Annotated in this window: 22 protein-coding genes; 11 read left to right on the top strand and 11 right to left on the bottom strand. The window is 46.4% G+C overall.

Translation table 11 applies throughout. The features are described 5' to 3' along the window. The first annotated feature begins 38 nt into the window (after window positions 1-38). Both K0H59_RS12540 and K0H59_RS12535 read left to right on the top strand, forming a co-directional pair. On the top strand, window positions 39-596 hold the full coding sequence (locus K0H59_RS12540) for a sugar O-acetyltransferase (protein ID WP_220053313.1): 558 nt from the start codon (window positions 39-41) through the stop codon (window positions 594-596). A 240-nt stretch (window positions 597-836) separates the two neighbouring features. Further along, window positions 837-2,240 (top strand): diguanylate cyclase, encoded by a 1,404-nt coding sequence (locus tag K0H59_RS12535; protein ID WP_220053312.1) that lies wholly within the window; start codon window positions 837-839, stop codon window positions 2,238-2,240. Window positions 2,241-2,446: 206 nt separating this feature from the next. Here the strand turns inward: K0H59_RS12535 and hppD are convergent, their stop codons facing one another. Both hppD and K0H59_RS12525 read right to left on the bottom strand, forming a co-directional pair. Next, window positions 2,447-3,487 (bottom strand): 4-hydroxyphenylpyruvate dioxygenase, encoded by a 1,041-nt coding sequence (hppD, locus tag K0H59_RS12530; RefSeq protein WP_011623053.1) that lies wholly within the window; start codon window positions 3,485-3,487, stop codon window positions 2,447-2,449. Window positions 3,488-3,600: 113 nt separating this feature from the next. Continuing rightward, window positions 3,601-4,761, bottom strand: a complete 1,161-nt coding sequence (locus tag K0H59_RS12525) for a homogentisate 1,2-dioxygenase (RefSeq protein ID WP_220053311.1) — start codon at window positions 4,759-4,761, stop codon at window positions 3,601-3,603. A gap of 214 nt (window positions 4,762-4,975) precedes the next feature. Here K0H59_RS12525 and K0H59_RS12520 point away from each other — a divergent pair, with 214 nt between their 5' ends. Then, window positions 4,976-5,890 (top strand): LysR family transcriptional regulator, encoded by a 915-nt coding sequence (locus tag K0H59_RS12520; RefSeq protein WP_088211568.1) that lies wholly within the window; start codon window positions 4,976-4,978, stop codon window positions 5,888-5,890. A 160-nt stretch (window positions 5,891-6,050) separates the two neighbouring features. After that, window positions 6,051-6,845 carry a TIGR00266 family protein gene (locus K0H59_RS12515; RefSeq protein WP_220053310.1) on the top strand — a complete coding sequence of 265 codons (795 nt, stop codon included), beginning with the start codon at window positions 6,051-6,053 and terminating at the stop codon, window positions 6,843-6,845. A 65-nt stretch (window positions 6,846-6,910) separates the two neighbouring features. Here the strand turns inward: K0H59_RS12515 and K0H59_RS12510 are convergent, their stop codons facing one another. Continuing rightward, window positions 6,911-7,249 (bottom strand): hypothetical protein, encoded by a 339-nt coding sequence (locus K0H59_RS12510; protein WP_011717400.1) that lies wholly within the window; start codon window positions 7,247-7,249, stop codon window positions 6,911-6,913. Between the two features lie 75 nt (window positions 7,250-7,324). Beyond that, the gene (locus K0H59_RS12505; protein WP_220053309.1) at window positions 7,325-7,786 is read right to left on the bottom strand and encodes an EVE domain-containing protein; all 462 of its coding nucleotides are present in this window, start codon (window positions 7,784-7,786) and stop codon (window positions 7,325-7,327) included. A 287-nt stretch (window positions 7,787-8,073) separates the two neighbouring features. On the opposite strand from K0H59_RS12505, the gene K0H59_RS12500 reads away from it, so the two are divergent. Then, window positions 8,074-8,454 (top strand): DUF6508 domain-containing protein, encoded by a 381-nt coding sequence (locus K0H59_RS12500; protein WP_011717398.1) that lies wholly within the window; start codon window positions 8,074-8,076, stop codon window positions 8,452-8,454. A 128-nt stretch (window positions 8,455-8,582) separates the two neighbouring features. Continuing rightward, complete coding sequence (locus K0H59_RS12495) at window positions 8,583-10,307, top strand: AMP-binding protein (RefSeq protein WP_220053308.1); 1,725 nt, start codon at window positions 8,583-8,585, stop codon at window positions 10,305-10,307. Window positions 10,308-10,536: 229 nt separating this feature from the next. Here the strand turns inward: K0H59_RS12495 and K0H59_RS12490 are convergent, their stop codons facing one another. Continuing rightward, a complete protein-coding gene (locus tag K0H59_RS12490) occupies window positions 10,537-10,803 on the bottom strand; it encodes a PGPGW domain-containing protein (RefSeq protein ID WP_220053307.1) in 267 nt (88 codons plus the stop codon). A 266-nt stretch (window positions 10,804-11,069) separates the two neighbouring features. Between K0H59_RS12490 and K0H59_RS12485 the strand changes: the two genes are divergently transcribed. From K0H59_RS12485 to K0H59_RS12475, 3 genes are all read left to right on the top strand, one after another. Then, window positions 11,070-11,822, top strand: coding sequence for an ABC transporter substrate-binding protein (locus tag K0H59_RS12485; RefSeq protein WP_220053306.1), 753 nt, complete (start codon window positions 11,070-11,072; stop codon window positions 11,820-11,822). Between the two features lie 106 nt (window positions 11,823-11,928). Next, window positions 11,929-12,954: a M14 family metallopeptidase gene (locus K0H59_RS12480; protein WP_220053305.1), complete on the top strand. Its 1,026-nt coding sequence runs from the start codon at window positions 11,929-11,931 to the stop codon at window positions 12,952-12,954. After that, window positions 12,954-13,823 (top strand): alpha/beta fold hydrolase, encoded by an 870-nt coding sequence (locus K0H59_RS12475; RefSeq protein ID WP_220053304.1) that lies wholly within the window; start codon window positions 12,954-12,956, stop codon window positions 13,821-13,823. The genes K0H59_RS12480 and K0H59_RS12475 overlap by 1 nt, the downstream gene beginning before the upstream one ends. Before the next feature lie 62 nt (window positions 13,824-13,885). Here the strand turns inward: K0H59_RS12475 and K0H59_RS12470 are convergent, their stop codons facing one another. Next, window positions 13,886-14,293: a YccF domain-containing protein gene (locus K0H59_RS12470; RefSeq protein ID WP_011626453.1), complete on the bottom strand. Its 408-nt coding sequence runs from the start codon at window positions 14,291-14,293 to the stop codon at window positions 13,886-13,888. Window positions 14,294-14,577: 284 nt separating this feature from the next. On the opposite strand from K0H59_RS12470, the gene K0H59_RS12465 reads away from it, so the two are divergent. Continuing rightward, the gene (locus K0H59_RS12465; protein ID WP_088211700.1) at window positions 14,578-15,525 is read left to right on the top strand and encodes a pyridoxal-phosphate dependent enzyme; all 948 of its coding nucleotides are present in this window, start codon (window positions 14,578-14,580) and stop codon (window positions 15,523-15,525) included. A 3-nt stretch (window positions 15,526-15,528) separates the two neighbouring features. Here K0H59_RS12465 and K0H59_RS12460 read toward each other — a convergent pair whose 3' ends face one another. From K0H59_RS12460 to K0H59_RS12440, 5 genes are all read right to left on the bottom strand, one after another. Then, window positions 15,529-15,789 carry a hypothetical protein gene (locus K0H59_RS12460; protein ID WP_011717391.1) on the bottom strand — a complete coding sequence of 87 codons (261 nt, stop codon included), beginning with the start codon at window positions 15,787-15,789 and terminating at the stop codon, window positions 15,529-15,531. A 278-nt stretch (window positions 15,790-16,067) separates the two neighbouring features. Beyond that, window positions 16,068-16,241, bottom strand: coding sequence for a hypothetical protein (locus K0H59_RS12455; protein ID WP_023265706.1), 174 nt, complete (start codon window positions 16,239-16,241; stop codon window positions 16,068-16,070). A 534-nt stretch (window positions 16,242-16,775) separates the two neighbouring features. Continuing rightward, window positions 16,776-17,471 (bottom strand): ChrR family anti-sigma-E factor, encoded by a 696-nt coding sequence (locus K0H59_RS12450; protein ID WP_088211577.1) that lies wholly within the window; start codon window positions 17,469-17,471, stop codon window positions 16,776-16,778. Then, window positions 17,464-18,132, bottom strand: a complete 669-nt coding sequence (locus K0H59_RS12445) for a sigma-70 family RNA polymerase sigma factor (protein ID WP_220053303.1) — start codon at window positions 18,130-18,132, stop codon at window positions 17,464-17,466. Before K0H59_RS12445 ends, K0H59_RS12450 begins: the two co-directional genes overlap by 8 nt. 115 nt (window positions 18,133-18,247) lie before the next feature. Then, a complete protein-coding gene (locus K0H59_RS12440; protein ID WP_088211578.1) occupies window positions 18,248-18,805 on the bottom strand; it encodes an LON peptidase substrate-binding domain-containing protein in 558 nt (185 codons plus the stop codon). Between the two features lie 96 nt (window positions 18,806-18,901). Here K0H59_RS12440 and K0H59_RS12435 point away from each other — a divergent pair, with 96 nt between their 5' ends. After that, complete coding sequence (locus K0H59_RS12435) at window positions 18,902-19,516, top strand: class I SAM-dependent methyltransferase (protein ID WP_088211579.1); 615 nt, start codon at window positions 18,902-18,904, stop codon at window positions 19,514-19,516. Window positions 19,517-19,664: the final 148 nt, after the last annotated feature.

Here is a 19,664-nt window from a genome sequence, read left to right as displayed (position 1 = left end):
GTTGCGTCATTATAACAAGTAGCAAATGTTGAAGTTAGATGACAGAAAAGCAAAAAATGTTGGCGGGTCAACCCTATAAAGCTTCGGATGAAACCTTATTAGCCGAAAGAATGCAGGCTAAACTAATGTGTCATCGGTTTAATCATGCGGATCCAACTCAGCTTGAGGCGCGCATGGCGTATTTGCGAGATTTGCTGGTCATCCCGAATTGCGGCCATATCGAACCTAACTTCTTTTGTGATTACGGTTATAACATTCACATCGGTAAGCAATTTTACGCTAACCATAACTTAACCATACTCGATGTTTGCCAAGTGACCATTGGCGACCATGTGATGTTTGGTCCCAATGTGTTGCTCTCTACCGCGACCCATCCCATCGAACCTAGCGCGCGCCTCACAACAGAATATGGTAAGCCTATTCATATTGGTCACCATGTGTGGCTCGGCGGTAATGTCTGCGTATTGCCCGGCGTGACTATTGGCGATAACTGCGTGATTGGCGCGGGGAGTGTGGTCAATAAAGATATTCCCGCTAACAGTGTGGCCGTTGGTAATCCCTGTAAAGTTATAAAACAAATTCACGAAACGGTTTAACTGCGACTTTGCGGTAAATCGAGTGTGGTAAATCATGCGCGATAAAACCTCTAGTCAGTTTTATATTACACTTGGCTTACGTTATTGCGCGTTGTCTCGTCTTTGGGTATCGAATCCTTGATGGTTAATTGATGCCAAGATAACGACAATTTTTTGAACAGAACTTTTTACTTGAATAGTCGTTTTATCTAAGTAATTCAGCGGTTAATAGCTTTAGCACTTTGCAGGGTTGATGACGGATTGAAGACATTGTTTACGCCATTTTTTCCACTACGACAGAGCAATACCGCGCTGTTATTGGCGGGTATCCTCTACTGGATTACGGGCGCTTTGGGGCAAACATTATTTAGTTTGCAGCCCGCGAATATCACCTTGATTTGGCTGCCATCGGGCGTGGCATTAGTCATGCTGTTGATGTGGGGACGTAAGGCATTAGCGCTAATCTTCCTTGGTAGTTTTATGCTGAATATCCAAGGGATGGTGCAGGAGGCATCGCTGATGCTCTCGATAGCCCATACGGCGATATCAGCCCTGATTGATATGCTCGCACCTGCTATGTCTATGTATTTGCTGCGACGTTTTTTACCTCTGGGCACCCGCAGTGCGAACGACTTGATGAAATTTGTGGTCGTGGCGGGCATAGTGCCTATTTTAGGTTCGAGTGCCTTACTATCGGGCAACTTAGTGCTGGGTGGCTATATTCAACCAAGTGAGTTTTGGAGTATGGGGCAAATGTTCTTTTTTGCCGATATTCTTGGGATAGTGTTGGTGTATCAGCTTTATGCGGGCTGGGTGGAACCTAATGCCCTGAAAATTGACCATAAACGGCACATTTTATTGCCACTGATTGGTTTACCGTTTTTTTGTTTGATAGGCGTAAGATTCGATTTAGGCTGGTTGTTTTATGTGATCCCGCCGCTGTTGGTTGTGCTCTCCTTTGAAGTGACACGCTTTTACCTCGCACTATTTAGCAGTGCCTCCATGCTGTTCATGATTTTAGCGACGGCGCAGGGTTATGGTCCGTTTATTAATCCCACGCCGTTTCAAACCAATGCGGAGATGATGGCCTTTGTGTTGTCATCGGCATTGACGATATTTGGCGTGTCATTACAGCGGGCACAGCTGCGTCGAACCGAGAGAGATAAGCAGACCGCGGTGCAAGAGGCGCTTTACGATCCGCTCTCTGGTTTGTTAAACCGCCGCGGCTTTATGCCACAGCTGGCGAATCTGGATACATCAACGACGTCTTATTCGGTCGCTATGTTGGATCTCGATAATTTTAAGATAATTAATGACACCTATGGTCACAGCGTGGGCGATAGGGTCATCCAGCTGTTGGCGCAGTTGATACACAATCACAGCCGCAGCCACGATATTGCTGCGCGCCTAGGCGGTGAAGAGTTTGCCCTTGTGCTTAGGGATATTGATGCAGCGCAGGTGCAGCCTGTACTTGAGCGTATTAGAAGATCCTTTGCAGAGATGTCGATAGCGGCCGAGGAGCACACGATTTACTGCACAGTGAGCATTGGCTGGGTGGAGTATCTGCAAGGGAGCGCTGGCGAGTCGTTGCTGCATTTGGCGGACAAGGCTTTGTATCAAGCCAAGGCAAAGGGCAAAAACACGATTGTAAAGTATCAAGCTTAAGCGCAATGCCAAGAGGTGTTGTTCGAATTGGTGATGCTCAAGCGGTTTATAGTCAAGGGGCAAGGGGCGATGCTCAAAATGCCGTGAGCGAAAGACAATAATCAAAAGGCCATCCGACAAGAGTGACAAACAAGGAGTGACAATAGGACATAAAAAACGGTACGCAGTGCGTACCGTTTTTGTTTCTTATGTATTAAAGGCTGCGATTACAGCACGCCGCGGCGCATTTGATCGCGTTCAATCGATTGGAACAGGGCGGTAAAGTTACCTTCACCAAAACCTAAGTTGTTCTTACGTTGAATGATTTCGATAAAGATCGGGCCGAACAGGTTCTTAGTGAAGATTTGCAGTAAATAGCCTGATTCGTCGCCATCCACCAGAATTTGGTGATGTTTAATACGCTCACGGTTTTCGGTCACTTGCGGGACTTTATCGAAAATGGTGTCGTAATATTCGGGAATAATATCCAAGCATTGGATCGAGCTACCTTCCATCGCATCCAAGGATTTTACGATATCACGGCTTCTAAAGGCTAAGTGTTGTACGCCAGGACCATTATATTCCTTCAGGTATTCATCGATTTGGTTCTTATCGTTGCCTTTACCTTCGTTAATTGGGATACAGAAACTGCCATCGGGTGAGCGCAGGGCGTAAGACACTAGTGCGGTTTGTACACCGCTGATGTCGAAGTAGCGCACTTCGGTAAAACCAAAGATGTTTTTGTAGAAGTTCGCCCAATGCTCCATGGTGCCTTTGTAGACGTTATTGGTTAAGTGATCGACTTCGACAAAGCCTTTCTCTTGGGTGATCACTGGCTCGCTTAAGTCTTCAAAGTCAGTTGCATAGATATTGTTGTCGGCACCGAAGGTGTCGATAAAATAAATTAAGCTGTCGCCAATACCATAAATCGCCGGATAGGGTAGATCCTTGGCAGAATCGGCGACGGCTTTGGCACCGCGCTCCACCGCCACACGGTGAGCAAAGCTGGCATCTTCTACACGCCAACCCATAGAGCTAATGGCAGGGCCGTGGGATTTAGCAAATTCTGCCGAAAACCCTTCGCGCTCATTGTTGAGCAGGAAGTTAATATCATTTTGTTTGTAGTACAAAATGTCTTTATTTTTGGCTTTTTTCAGCAGTGAAAAACCAAAGTCGATAAACACTTTGTGCATAAAATCGCTGTCGGGGCTGGCAAATTCGGTAAATTCGATACCGAGTAAGCCCAGTGGATTGAGTTCGCTTGCCATGATCTGTTCCTCTTGATTAATTCAACACGCAGTCACTCTTGTTGCCTTGTTCGCTGTGGTGACTTACGGCTAGTCGGCTTAATTAAGCCATTCACTCAAGCTGCGGTGCAGCGTTAGTTTTCTAGCCAGGAGCGGTTGTAGTCTTTACTCATGCAATTTTGCACATGTTCGGTTAATTTCAGTGGGGCGAAGGTGTCCACCATCACTGCATATTCATAGGTTTCTTTTTTGCCAATCGAGGCTTCGGTGCGGCCGGGTTGTGGGCCGTGTGCCACCCCTTTTTGATGTAGGGTGATGTAACCGGCTTCAATCCCTGTTCGACTCATAAAGTCGCCGTCGACGTAGTACAGCACTTCATCGCTATCAATATTATTGTGATAGTAAGGCGCAGGAATGGCACGCTCGTGGAAGTCGTAAGGACGCGGTACAAAGTTACACACCACAAAGTTGTGGGCGGTAAACACTAAGTGATCCGAAGGCGGTAAGTGAATTTTGCCGACTTTCGGCGCGTATTCTGTGATGTTAAATGCCCAAGGGTAAACACAGCCGTCCCAACCAACGAGATCAAAGGGATGCCACTCTAAGGTGGTCAGTTGGTACTTATCACCAAATTTACATACCAGCGGGAAGGCGCCACGTTCAACCATGGCATCTTGCAATACGGGCGCACGTAAGTCGCGCTCACAATAGGGGGCAGACTCGAGTAATTGACCGTATTCATTACGGAAATGTTTTGGCACTTCCACCATTGAAAAGGCTTCAATCACGAATAAGCGCACATTGCTGTAATCGTTAAATTTGAGCTGATGTGTGGTGCCGCGTGGGATCACTAAGTAGTCCCATTTTTTAATCTCTAGGGTGCCATATTCACTGTAGAGCGTACCTTCACCTTCGTGCACAAACACCACTTCATCGGCGTAGGCATTGCGGTAAAACTCCGGCGTGTCTTGAGTCACTTTTGCGGTATAGATGGCCACATCATTGTTATAAAAGATTTTGTTGCGGGCGCTAAAGAAGTTGCCTTCGCGATCGGCTGTGCGAGAGTCTAATTTGTAGTTTTGAACTAATGAATCTTCCCACTGTGCACCGTGACCGAGGCGGTAGGGTGCGACTTCCAATGCCTTAGTCGGCATATTGTGGTGATATTTATTCGAGTAAATATTGGAAAAACCATGGGTTGAAAACAGCTCCTCACGGTATAACTCGCCGTTTTCTTTCTCAAATGCGATATGGCGCTTATGGGGGACTTGGCCTTGTTTCACATAAAATGGCATGGTGATTCCTTCAAAGTTGCGCTGCAGGCTTGCCTACACCGCGAGTCGTTATGCTGCAAGTTGCATTAGTGTGATCTTCTTATCAATTTAGTTGCTTGAATGAACAAAAAAAAGAATAATAAATCTGTTGTCTCCATCTAAAAATTAGATGGTATTAACTGCTTTACGCTTCGTTGCGTTTACGTGACATGTTAATGAGAGCCTAGGAGTCCCCATGCGCATCGATATTGATGCTTTTAATGTGCTGCAAGTGCTGGTGGAAGAGGGCAGTTTTGCAAAGGCCGCCGAGCGTTTACATAAGGCGCAGTCTGCGGTCAGCTATCAGGTCAAAAAGCTGGAAGAGCACTTAGGTGTGCAACTTTTTAGTCGGGATCAATACCGCGCCGAACTGACGAGTGAAGGCCGGGTGATCTTGGCCGAGGGGCAAAGACTGTTACAACACCTTGCCAATATTGAACATCTTGCCAGTCGTTTCAGTGAAGGTTGGGAGCCGAAGCTTGAGTTAGTGATCGATGGCGCCTTGCCTATGGAGCCGATTATGACGGCACTTAAACGGATGGCAGAGCATCAAATTCCGACAAAAATCCAGCTCAATATGGAGTTTCTCGGTGGTGTGCAGCATAGATTCGAGCGTGATAATGCGGATCTGATGTTGGTTAAAGACTACCGCACCGGCCCCTATTATCACCCACAGCCACTTCCTGCGATAACCAGTGTGCTGGTGACGAGCGCTTCACATCCGCTGGCTCAGCAAAAACACATCAGTTTGCCCGAGTTACAGCAGCATGTTGAGCTGACCATCGAAGATTCCTCCCCCAATAAGACCTACCGGGATGAGCTGCAATTTGGCGGCGATAAAGTGTTCTATCTTTCTGGTTTTATTATGAAAAAAAACGCGTTATTAAAAGGACTCGGTTTTGGTTGGTTGCCAGATTTTCTGGTGCAGGAGGAGTTATTGAGTGGTGAGCTTGTGGAGGTCGACTTTGTCGGTGGCAGTCGCTATACCTTTACTCCCCAATTAGTCTCGACCCTTGAGCGCCCCTTGGGCCGTGCTGGCAAACTCTTTACCGAATTAATCCTAGAGGAATTTGCTAAAGCAGGGCAGTTTAACGGGGTGGGCTTAGGTTAATCATCTGCGACTTGTCATGTTTTGAAACAACTTACTGACGCAACCTTGGGATAAAAACGATCGCCTTTTGACATTTTATGTCATAAAGTGAATCCAATATCGTGGCACTGATGATTTCGACTCGCCACATTAATTGGACTAACAGAGTAAGGGGAATGGTATGTCTAGACGTTGCCATGAAGTGGACTATGAAATTATCGGTCACAGCATGCAGTTGGTTGAGGTGGAACTCGACCCGCAAGAGACTGTGATCGCCGAAGCCGGCGCGATGAATTATTTGGAGCAGGACATTAGCTTCGAGGCCAAAATGGGTGACGGCTCTGAGCCTGAATCTGGCTTTTTTGGCAAGTTGATGGGGGCGGGTAAACGTGTGCTGACGGGTGAAAGCATCTTTATGACGCACTTTACGAACCTCGGACATCAGAAACGGAAAGTGGCGTTTGCCGCGCCCTATCCAGGAACGATTTTGGCTATCGATCTTGCTCAATATGGCGGAGAGCTGATCTGCCAGAAAGATAGTTTTCTCGCCGCCGCCCTAGGGACTCGAGTGAGCATGAAGTTTAATCGCCGCCTAGGCACGGGCTTTTTCGGGGGGGAAGGCTTTATCCTGCAAAGCTTACAGGGTGATGGCATGGCGTTTATCCATGCGGGTGGCACTTTAATAAAGAAAGAACTCAAAGGCGAAACTTTACGTGTTGACACAGGTTGTTTGGTCGGTTTTACCCCAGGAATTGATTACGATATCGAGCGCGCTGGCTCGTTAAAATCGATGGTGTTTGGCGGAGAAGGGCTGTTTTTAGCGACGTTAAAAGGCCATGGCACTGTGTGGCTGCAGAGTCTACCGTTCTCGCGGATGGCGGATCGCATTATTGCTCACGCTCCTTCTGCTGGTGGTAGTGATAGAGGCGAAGGTTCTGTCCTCGGCGGGCTTGGTCGCATGCTCGATGGGCGTTAACCCTAAACGAAAATGCGCACACTTAACTGTTTAAGTGTGCGCAGTAAGCCGTTTGCACATTCAGATCAATAGGTGACCACATTGATGATATCGAGGATCTTACGGCTCTTTTCATCGAGCTTGATAATGGAACCTTCGACTTCAATGCTGATTCTGCCGTCTCTGTCGATGGGGACTACGACGCGGCCGCGGTCATAAATATCGTAATCTAGGATATCGCCACGACGCAGTTTTTTCTGCCATCCGGGAGGGAGAGGCTGACCTTTATCGGCTTTCTTTTGTAAGCCGGGTGGTAAGTCTTTGTCTCGCTTGTCGTGCTCATGCTCATTCTTTGCAAAAGCGGCCATTGGGGCGACCAAACTGAGTACGACTCCGCCAATCAGTGTTGCAGTTAATTTATTCATACTAGCTCCCTTAGGAATTACGTGGTTGTGGTCAATCTAGCTTAGCTTAGATGAACTTTAGCTGAATATGTGCCCTTAGCGGGCGAGCATAAGCACGGCTTGCCATTGTTCTTCGGTAACAGGTTGAATACTCAGCCTAGAACCTTTAGAGACTAAGTACATATCGGCCAGTTGCGGCAAACTTTTGATCAAACTTAAGGGGATGATTTCCTTGAATTGTTTGACGAAACGAATATCCACCCTTAACCAGCGTGGCTGCTGTGGATCGGATTTAGGATCAAAATATTTTGATTCAGGGTCAAAGGCCGAGCTGTCAGGATAGGCCTCCGTCACGACTTCGGCAATGCCGGCGATGCCGGGGACTTTGCAACTTGAGTGGTAAAAGAAGACTTGATCGCCAATTTGCATCGCATCTCGCATAAAGTTACGCGCTTGGTAGTTACGGATCCCAAACCAAGCTTCAGTTTGATTGGGGCAAGCCTTAAGATCGTCGATACTAAATTCGTCGGGTTCCGATTTCATCAGCCAGTAGTTCATCTTTTATCCTTCACAAAAACAGCCTGTCTCTTCGAGTTAATGCATTGAGTTTATCTTACTTTTTGTTTGCCTCACAGTTAACCGTACTCTGAGCAGATTATTGAGAGCGTTAAGTCAGCGTTCAGTTAACCCAGCTTACCCTGTTGTCACTATCGAGTCTGGTATGCCTTATGCACTGGTGCTATGACGCCGCGAATTGATGCAAAGTTGGCAACTTTAGATCCTAATCCAAGCTTTTTTCAATACCCGACTTTTATATGAGTGATGTTGAGACAGTGAGGTGTGCTATGGAAACTTCAGCAATGACCACAGACAGTGGCCTATACACTAAATACCTTAAAGATTTTACCGCAGGAGATGTGAGCCTGCACCGCGAACGCATGTTGGAATTTGTCAGCGATTTAACTACTCAGGGCTGGTTACTGGCAAATTTCACTTGGGATTATTGGTATAACAACAGTTACTTAGTCGATAAACCCGCTTATATCCGTGATGCCAGTGTCGCGCAATGCCGCCTGTTATTAACGGCTATGACTCGCCTCGAAGTGTTCAGCCCAGGGGTGTTAGAGAATATGCGCCGCCAAGGAGTGTTACTGGCGATTATGGAGCGTTTGCAGCGTTTAGAGGTGGTAACTTCCGATAAACAGGTAGCGTTTATTACCCGCTAATCAAGACGTTCGAGTAATAGAACATCCTTACTCTTTAGTCTAATACCGTGCTTTTTTACTTGTGACATGTTCCGAGGATTGGTTAGTTTGAATCCCGCTAACCATAATAAAAAAGCACGGAGGCCTTAATGTCTGTTTCAACGACTCAAGCAACAAATCAAGCCACTCATCCTCTCAAATACAGTGAGTTCCGGGGGCCTAATTCCCCAGAGCTCGTTGAGAAAACCATAGGACAGTACCTTAACTATATCGCTAACGTTTATCCCGAACAGTTAGCAGTTGTCGTGAATCATCAAGATATCCGCTGGAATTACCGCCAATACCTTGCACAAATTGATGCCTTGGCCACAGGTTTACTCAAACTGGGCATAGGTCCTGGGGATCGCGTGGGCATTTGGTCGCCCAATAATATTGAGTGGTGTCTAACTCAATTCGCTACCGCCAAAATTGGTGCCATCATGGTGTGTATCAACCCTGCTTATCGCCCCGAAGAATTACAATATGCCCTGACTAACGTGGGCTGTAGGGCGGTGATCTGCGCCGATAAATTCAAGTCCAGTAACTATTTACAGATGCTCTACGAGTTAGCGCCAGAGCTTAAGGTGTGCGCCGCAGGGCAATTACAGGCCAAGGCGTTGCCCGAGTTACAATTTGTGATCCGCATGGGGGCAGAGCAGTCTCCCGGCATGTTGAATTTTGATGATTTATTGGTTGAGGTGACGGCCGATGACAAGGCTGCGCTAGAGCTAATCGCCGAATCACTTAGCCCTTATGATGCCATTAATATTCAATTTACCTCTGGCACTACGGGTAGCCCAAAGGGTGCGACCTTATCGCACCATAACATATTGAATAATGGGTACTTAGTGGCCGAGGCGATGAAGTTTACCTGTGAAGATAAGCTCTGCATTCCTGTGCCTTTATATCATTGCTTTGGCATGGTGCTGGGGAGCTTAGTGTGCCTTGCTAAGGGCGCGGCGGCGGTTTTTCCTGGGGATTCCTTTGATCCGCTGACCACCCTAGAGGTGGTAGAGCGTGAGCGCTGCACCGCACTGCACGGCGTACCGACTATGTTTATTGCCGAGTTAGAGCACCCCGAATTTAAACGCTTTGACTTAAGCTCACTGCGTACCGGTGTTATGGCGGGAGCGACTTGCCCAGAAGAAGTGATGCGCCGGGTACAAAACCTGATGTATATGCAGGAAGTGTTAATTGGGTATGGGCAAACCGAGTGCAGCCCGCTGAACCACATTACTGAAATCGACTCACCGGTAGAGAAGCGTGTGCTTACCGTTGGCCGGGCTTTACCCCATACCGAAGTGAAAATCGTCGATGAATTTGGTGAAGTGCTGCCGATAAATACACCCGGTGAAGTCTGTAGCCGTGGGTATTGCATAATGCAGTGTTACTGGAATGATCCTGAAAAAACGGCGGCAACCATCGATAGTGAAGGCTGGTTGCATTCTGGCGATATTGGCCAAATGGATGAGCAAGGTTATGTGCAAATCGTTGGTCGTATTAAAGATATGATTATTCGCGGCGGCGAGAATATCTATCCCCGTGAAATTGAAGAGAAACTCTACACCCATAAAGATGTGCAAGATGCAGCAGTGTTTGGGGTACACAGTGATAAATACGGCGAGGAAGTGTGCGCGTGGATCAAGGTTCGCAGTGGTGCCACGATTTCAGAGGAGGATATTCGCCATTTCCTTACCGAAAAATTTGCCTACTTTAAAGTGCCTCGCTACATCAAGTTTGTGGAGCAATACCCCATGACTGTCACGGGCAAAATCCAGAAATTTAAAATGCGTGAGCTGATGTACCAAGAGTTATATGAAGATATTAATGCATAGGTCATGTTGACGTTTTGAGATGAAATCCTTTGGGCAGCGTTTAGCTGGCGTTTCTGCTGCGTTATCGTCCGCTTATGTAGAATAACTACACAGCACGGACTCTGCCTTGCATAAACGTTAGCCATATCGCTGTAAAAATCCCCCTAAAACGTCATCACGCCCAAGGGCACATAAGATAAATCAACCCAAGTTCGATGGCTTGGGTTGATGTTTAGGTCGAGATTCAAAATTATCGACGGTGGCGGCGAATTTGATTATCGAGCCAAGCCGCACTCTTAGTTAATTGTCGTTGACTTAGGCGCAGCCAACGTTTTGCCCAAGGATACTGGGTGCTCAAGAGGGTTAGTCCTATCAGGATAAACAGCAGTCCCGGTCCGGGTAAGAGTAAAAATATCCCTCCGACTAAGGTAAAACATGCACCAATCACGGTAATGACGGTTCGAGTCATCGCGGGATGCATAAAAGTCAACTTACTGTCTTTGAAATAAATTGGCATATCGCGTCCCCTCAGATTGACTTTATCAGCTGGACCTCATCTTCTACTTTTCGCCGCATGCATGACGACGGTGAGTATCGATGCTCGTTTCAGTCTACTCTTATCATTTCTGCTTAAGCTAGGTTCTCGTCGGCTTAATATGTAACAAATATTCACTGTACCTTGAAGCATCGCTGATTATACTGAAAAGAGTTTAACCGATGAGCATGTGATGAATTGTTTGTTTTTCAATCCATTAAAACAGATGATCCTTTGATGGAGGTGTTATGTTCCGCTGGTGCCTACTGATGCTCTGTTGCCTTTTCGCCACGGCCAATAGCGCATTTGCCGATACGCTTAAGCTCACCTCATTACTCTGGCCGCCTTATTCCGGTCAGCAACTGGCACAACAAGGGGCCAGTGTCGCGGTCGCTCAAGCCGCCTTCGAACGTATGGAACAGCAACTGGTCGTGGATTTTTACCCTTGGAGCCGGGCGATAAAATTGGCGGCTATGCCAAGCTCCGATTACATTGGCTATTTTCCAGAATATTATTTTGAAACGGACAAGTTTGTTTTTTCAAAACCGATAGGGATCAGTCCATTAGGCATTGTTGAGCAAAAATCACATCCCATCAGCTGGCACTACTTAGCCGATCTGAACCGCTATACCTTAGGGGTGGTGAAGGACTATGTGAATACCGACTCCCTAGATCTGATGATTGCTTCTGGTACACAGCCCGTCGAGGCCGTGATCTCCGATGAACAAAACATCAAGAAGGTGGCAGCCGGTCGCATCGATGGTGCAGTGATTGATGTCAACGTACTCTATTACTTGTTAAAGCAGCCTCATCTGCAGCCATTGGCGGATAAATTACAGGTGAATAAACAACTGCTTGCGAATAAACAGCTCTACGTCGCGTTTCGTAATACCGAGGAGGGGCGCCATTGGCGAGATGTTTTCGACCAAGGCTTAGCTCAGCTGGATATTGAGAGTATTATGGGGGAGTTGTTGTTTCAGGAGGAAGTGACACGCCACTAAAGTGAACTTGGCTTTGGCTTAATCTGTTGTCATAAATGTGTCGTGGTTCGCCATTAATATCGTCCTAAGGCTATGAGTCGATGCTCATTTCACTTTCTAGGATGATATGAATAACATTCCATTCGAGTTAGATACACTTTCACAACTCATTGATACTCATCATCTTAAACTCAAATATCAGATTCTTGCGGACATTCCATTTCGGCACCAACATTTTCCGCTCTACAGTGTCGAGTTAGGCCTTACCGAACGCCCTTGTCCGACGGTGTTATTCGTCGGCGGCGTGCATGGGGTGGAGCGGATTGGCTCTCAGGTGATTTTAGCTTTGCTTAACAGCCTGCTACAGCGCCTTGCTTGGGACAAACACTTACAAGCGTTATTAACGGACATCCGCTTAGCCTTTGTCCCTGTGGTGAATCCCGTCGGGTTACTGCTGGGGAGTCGCGGTAATGGAAATCAGGTCGACTTGATGCGCAATGCGCCAATCGAGTCCCGTGAAAAAGTATCTTTTATGGTTGGAGGGCAGCGGCTCTCCTCTAAGTTACCTTGGTTTCGTGGCCTTGGCGGCATGGAGCTTGAAACCGCAGGGCTGGTGGCCTATGTGCAACAATTGCTTAGACAAAGTACCAGTCTCATTTCCCTCGATGCGCATTCTGGCTTTGGTTTGACGGATCATATCTGGTTTCCCTATGCCCATACTCGCGCGTCCTTTGAAAATGCCCACTTCATTTATCACTTAAAGCAATTATTTGAGGCCAGCTATCCCCATCATGGCCATTATCGGCTTGCGCCCCAGAGCCAGTTTTATCGCACCCACGGTGATATTTGGGATTACTTGTACCGCCAGCATCATGCCCAAGATCCTCAAGCAAATATTCCGTTCTTACCTTTGACCTTAGAGATGGGCTCTTGGGCATGGATTAAGAAAAATCCAAGGCAAATATTTAATTTTGCGGGATTTTTTAATCCGCAAAAAACACACAGGCACCACAGGATTTTACGTCGGCACACAGTTCTGATGCAGTTCTTGATGGAGGCGGCGTACGCACGGGAGTTAGAAGGACTGACGCCCGAACATCTCACACGACTGGCACAGAGCGCGCAGCAGTTTTGGTATCGGGAGCATTTTTGATGACAACTTGGGTATTACTCAGGGGCTTAATGCGGGATCAACGCCATTGGAATGGCTTCGATCAAAGGTTGAGGCAACGGGGTTGCAGAGTTTTCACCCCAGACTTGCCCGGCAATGGGATCCTCACTCACCAAGCCAGCCCTTTAACTATCGCTGAATATGCCAGTTCGGTGTGGCAACAATTGGATGAGCAACTAGCGGGACAAGCCTTTTATCTGCTGGGCTTATCGATGGGCGGCATGCTCGCCATGGAAATGGCTAAGCAGCGCCCGGAGCAGATAAAGCACCTATTTGTATTAAATAGCAGCGCGGCTAACTTATCGCCATGGTATCAACGATTTAATGGATTGAATGCCCTGAGTGCTTGGCTCAATCGTTGCCGTGGTCGACAGCTTAATCCCATCGAATCGACGATTGTACGCTTAACCAGCTATCGCCATCGGCGCGATATTGCCTTGATTGAGCGTTGGAGCCGATATCGCCACGAGTCGACGCCATTTTTCAGCAATGCATGTCGTCAGTTGTGGGCGGCGTTTCGTTATCGCTGCCCAGCGTCTTTAACTGTGCCCGTCAGTATTTTATCGGGTGATCGTGATGCCTTAGTGAATATTCAAACCAGTAGGGCATTAGCACAACAGTTTAAGGTCGAGTTGGTTGTCTTGGCCTATTGTGGTCATGACATCACCATAGATGCGCCAGCTAAACTGGCGCATTATCTATTCGAAATCATAAGCCTAGAACAAGGGGAAGTGAGTGAGCGGTTTGTAGATTGTGGCGACTTGCTCGATGAGGAAACCGCCTTTCATGAGGCAAGGTTAGTGCAGTCACTGCCAAACTATTTATCAGCACTACCTACTGACGTAGAGTAGTGCTGAGTGATTTGCCTTACGCTTTAGCGACTATGATTACTACGCCTTCGCTACTGTGGTTATTACGCTTTCGCTACTATGGTTTGCCCGATCGGCGTCAGGCTTAATAGCGCCAGCTTGATATGTTGGATCCCAAAGGGGATACCAATAATCGTCACAAAGCAGGCAAGGGCATGGGCTAAATGACCTATGGCCAACCAAATCCCAAACAGCAAGAACCAAATAATATTGCCTACCATGCCAAAGGCGCCAGTGCCTAAATCTTCACGTCCGGTTAAATGGCGACGATTCATTTGTTCCTGCCCAAAGGGCCAGAAGGTCAATTCGCCAATCACAAAGCAGGCTCGGCCGAAGGGAATACCAATAATACTGATAAAACACAAAATCCCCGCGAGCCACCAGGCGAGTCCCATCACAAATCCACCAAGGACAAACCAAGCGATATTGAAAATTAACCGTAAAAGCGACATTGAATACTCCTTAACTCATTTTAAATCAGTGTTGGAATGATGTTGGCCAACACACAGGATCATTAATTGATACTTAAATGGTATAAGCGAGAATTGTGCCAAAATATTTTTCATTATTTATCAATAAGATGTTTATGTTGATGACTGTGTGACGTTGTAAAAAATGCTAGATTTTCGCGAAAATGCTTAATAATTACGGACGATGTAGACAAGCTCGCGGTACACTAACGGCCTTGTTTCCTTCGAGTGTATTCATGTTAGCCAATAGCCAGTTGAGTCAAAGCTTGCTCTCTAAGAGTCCAGTAGAGTCTTTTTCCTTTGCCGGGCGCGAGATATTTCTCAAGCGAGACGATTTATTGCATCCTGCGTTTAGTGGCAATAAAGCGCGTAAGTTTGCCTATTTTCTAGATCATGAGTTTACTGGTGTGACTAAGCTGATTGGTCATGGCTCCGCGCAGGCTAACTCGTTGTATTCTCTGTCGGCGCTCGCCAAGCTAAAGGGTTGGCAGTGCGATTTTTATGTGGATCATATTGCTAGCCATGTCCGCACGTTGCCGACTGGTAACTATGCCGCCGCTATTGCTAATGGTACGCGTGTCATTAATTTATCAAGCCTGATTGCAGCCAATCCTTCTCTTCATCGTGAGCCTAATAGGACTTGCCAAGATTATATTGAGCAGCAAGTCATGCCAGCTGAGCCTAAGGCTTTGTTTATTCCCGAGGGCGGGCGCTGCCAGTATGCGCAATATGGTGTCAGTCAGTTAGCCGCCGAAATAGCTGCTTGGGCCGAGTCTCAGCATATTTCCGATCTCAAGGTGTTTTTACCCGCAGGTACAGGTACGACGGCGCTTTTTTTAAATCAGTATTTTGTGCGTCAGCAATTGAATATTCGAGTGCTTACCTGCGCCGTTGTCGGCGGCGATGAATATTTAACGCAGCAGTTTTATGAGTTAAATCCCAACTCTGCTGAACATCCACAGATTTTGAATGTGGGGAAGAAATACCATTTTGGGAAACTCTATCCTGAGTTTTATGCCATGTGGCAACGACTCTGTGCCAGCGGTGTGCAATTTGAATTACTCTACGATCCCTTAGGCTTTATGGTGTTAGAGGATTATTTACGGCGCGAGCAACATGCCTCCATTCTCTATATTCATCAGGGTGGGCTATTAGGGAATCAAACCATGTTGCCAAGATACAGACGAAAATATGGTGAGGGCGATGCAGGATAGCGTTTAGCCAACTAACTTATTGCGCTTTAATATTTTGTGGGTGCGTGTGGCTATCTTTTCCAGATGTTTAAGATCTTTCAATCCCGGCGTATCGGTTGAATATTGCCAATAGCTTATTTCAGCATCCAACATTTCCAGCATTTTTTTAGAACAGCCTAAACACTCACCTTGGCACATTTGTGCTTCATCTAAGTTGAGCGGAATAACCTGTTTAATCTGGGTTATTAAGGTCAGCATAGCCGTTTTAGTATCGGGTTTTGACATAGAAAATACATTCACAAACTGAGTGAGTGATTATATTAGCAGTGACAAATACAGATTAATTTGATCTAGGTTCGCGGAATACACATTTGGTTCGGCACGTATCTGTGTGAGCTAGATACCGCCTGAACCAAACGAGTTCGTCATTCGACGTAAGGGGATAGCAAATCGTGATATTGGGCTATCTATTTAGGTCATTTAGGCTTCGGTATGGCGAGGAAAATGGGAACCGAATAAACCTAAACACCGTCTTGGGTACTCTCAGGAGTACACCATGAGACTTATTTATTTGCCGACAATAGCCATTTCATAAAGTTTAAGGCTTCGGTGCGCTTTGAAAAAGTCTGCTTGTTTTTACCTTGTCTATCGGTAAAAGCAATGGATGTTTTGTTAACTGAAATAGAGTCTACAGGAAAGTTCACTGTGATTTCATGTCCGTTAATTTTGTATGACATAGGCCACACTCCTTTTAATTCAATTCACCCTTGGGTGAGTAAGTTATAACAATAAAATATCCTTAGCATAATTGCGAAAGATGATACTAATGAGTCTTGAGGTTACCCATTCCATGATCATTAATCAAGAGATGCCTTATTGATAACTAATGCATATCAGCGATTATGTCAATGGAATATCTCAATTAGCCCAGTTGACCATAGTAAAGTGACAGTACTATGACATGGGTTTAATTAAATAGTTCACTGTTTTTGAGTCGATGCAGAAAATCACTAACTCATTATTTTTGTGGGACTTACTTGTAGTAGGCTTTCTTCGTGAGGATCGTTTTTGTCATTGCTTACGCGAATGGACAAATCGATATAAAAAGGATAACGACAAGATACTTCTCAAAACGGCGGGCAGTATAACAGCAAAATTCCAGCTGGCAAGTTTATTTTTTACTCAGCGGGAAATAAGTTTGTTGGTATTTTGTTGTAATTTTGCGTTTATCGGTTATTCACTCTGCCAGCTTATTTTAAATGTCAGCGAGATTAATAAATCAGCTCACCAATGGGATTCAATAATTTACTGAGCCCTTTGGTAAAATATAACGGCGCATCTAACACTGTGTAACAGAGGCAGCCTGACTGGGTTTTGGGTGAATGATGCGTGTTGCCATCTAAGATGATGAAATCGCCGGGAACATACTGCCCGTTGAGATCCGAAAATTCTCCTGCCAATAACAGGGTTAGTTCGTATCCCTTATGGGTATGCTGCGGGATCTCACCTAAGGCGTCGATATGCAATAGGCTGGCGCGGGTGTGGCTTTCATTCACATCGAAACGCATTCGGCTGACTTTACCAATCTGCTGCCACGGATGAGCGATATGTTGACGAAAGACTGTAGGGATCTCATAGCGCACATGCTTATGATTTAGGGAAACCGTCGCTTTGGCGAGATAGTCGTTTTCAGTTGGCGTTGCTTCTGGCAAGTCCATAATATGCGACAACATTTGCTGCCAGGCGTCATCTTGTGCGGTATCGGTTTCGCTGATAAAAGCAGGTTCAGTGGTTTGGCTCGGCGTTAAAAAGGCGAGTTCTGCCGCTTGTTCCGTAAAGCGGCTGACTTGCGATTGACACTCATGGCAAAGGGCACAATGGGCCGCAATGGCAATCGACATAGACAACGGCAGCTCGCCTTGTGCATGGGCTAATAGCAAATCGGTATGGGGATGATGTTTAATCATGTTGCGTCTCCAAAAAGCTTTTCAGCTTTTCTAACCCCAATCTGAGTCGCGATTTTATCGTACCAATCGGGACTTTTAAGGCATCGGCTAATTCTTGTTGCGTGAGTTCTTGCATATAGATCCCTTGAACCACTTGGCGTTGAGGTAGGGGCAGGGCATCTAAATGCGCGAGTAGCTTGGCGGTGAGTTTATGATCTGGGCCGCTTTCTTGACTGACGGCGACATCGTAAATAGGCCAAATATCATCCCCGAAGGCATCTTCACGATTATGTTGGATGCGCCTGAGCATGTCGAAACACTGGTTGCGCATAATGGTAAATACCCAGGTCGCCACCGAGCCTTTGTCGGCATTGTACAAATGGGCCTTGGTCCACACTAAGGTCATGGTTTCTTGCACTAGATCCATGGCCAGCCCTTGCTGATTTAAGCGTTGCAGACCAAATGCACGAATTTTGGGCATAAAATGGCTGAACAATTCCGCAAAGGCGGCTTTATCCCGTTGATTCGCGACTCTTAGAATGGCGCGCGCTAAAGGATCCGCATCTGTGACTGGCTCATCGGCTGTTGAAATAGTGCTATCGTTTTCCATAGCCATATCGATATGGGATGATAACTGTCTATCATAGCGATTTTGCGCTAAATGTGATTGAAAATTTTCCATTATTAGCTCTTTACTTAAGGTTCAATCCAGTCTGAACATCACAAAAGATGTTACGTCAGGGCCGACATTCGATAAGCATACAGAGCAATACGTGGTGCGCGGGAAGTTGGATCACTCAAGCTGATTGAATGACAGTATGTAATAAATCCTGTGTTAGTTGATGATCTAATGCATTGATACAAGCGTATTTCTCGGCAGCTTGAACCGGCAGAATTTCTAACCAGCGTTGGCACACCCAGGCGATATCTTCAAATTGTTCCACCTGATAATGTTGCAGGTGCTGCGGGAACTCCTTAAGAATGTTTTGCAGCATCTCACTCAAGTAACGCTCATCGTCTTCAATCGGTGCACTCGGCCAATTATCGATAAGTTTCACCTCGGCGCACTTTAATCCGTCCGACTCTATGCTGATATCGCCGAGTGTGAAGCGTTGTTTTCCTTGAATGCTTATTCCGAGCATACCATCAGGTAAGGTTTCAAAATCGATGATATGCACCAGCGTGCCGATGGGATAAATGGTTTTGCCATCCTCCGATGTCATACACAGGCCAAAGCCATCCGCCGATTTAAGGGATTCAGCGACTAAGCGTTTATACCTGGGTTCAAAAATGCGCAACTGAGTATATCCCTCTGGTAATAAACAGATTGGCAAAGGAAAAAGAGGTAATTTCATAGTGGCCTCAAGTGAACTTATGTCTATATCATTACGTACCATATACAGAATTTGATCAGTGTACCAAGCAATAACCGATTCATTTAAGGGGATGAGATGAAGTTAAATCCATTCGAGAAAAAGTTAGTCCAGCATCCGCTACGTTTTTGGTTGCAAAACCATATTGAAGCGCCATTACTGACTTCTATGATGCCCAAACCCCTTCCTTATATACGTCACGCACTCGAAATTGGTTGTGGTTTTGGTAACGGAATTCAGTTGATCCGCGACCATTTTGGGGCCGAGCAAGTCACGGCTGTCGATCTTGACCCTGAGATGGTCGCACCCGCTAAAGCGCGCTGGCATGATTCACCCAATGGGTTAAGCCAATTGGCATTCAGTGTTGCCGATGCTACTGCGTTGCCTTTTGCAAATGCCCAGTTTGATGTGGTGTTCAATTTTGCCGTGTTTCACCATATTCCCGATTGGCAAGCGGCGGTTGCCGAGGTGGCAAGGGTGCTAAAACCCAACGGTTACTTTGTGGTAGAGGATTTATACCGCGCTGCTATTTGCAATCCCTTGAGTCGACGGTTGTTTGAGCATCCGCAACAGAATCGATTTAACCATCAAGAATGGTTAGCAGGACTGCGCCAAGGGGGATTTGAGATCCTCTGCGAGAGAAATCTTCTCAATCTTTCGGGCATGGTGCTAGCTCAAAAACGCATGGCATAAAGGGAGGAATTGCAACGATAGATGCGCGATAGCCGTAAGCGAATCACGTATTTATCGGGACGCCTGCCGAACGATAAAGGATTGCCGAGTGATTGTAATTTTTAGATAAAATCGACTTATCGCATGGTTCTCATGGTGAGTTTACCGC

Source organism: Shewanella sp. FJAT-51649 (assembly GCF_019457435.1).
Classification (GTDB): domain Bacteria; phylum Pseudomonadota; class Gammaproteobacteria; order Enterobacterales; family Shewanellaceae; genus Shewanella; species Shewanella mangrovisoli.
Note: the sequence above shows the minus strand (reverse complement) of the source record. Positions and strands in the feature narration are given on the sequence as shown.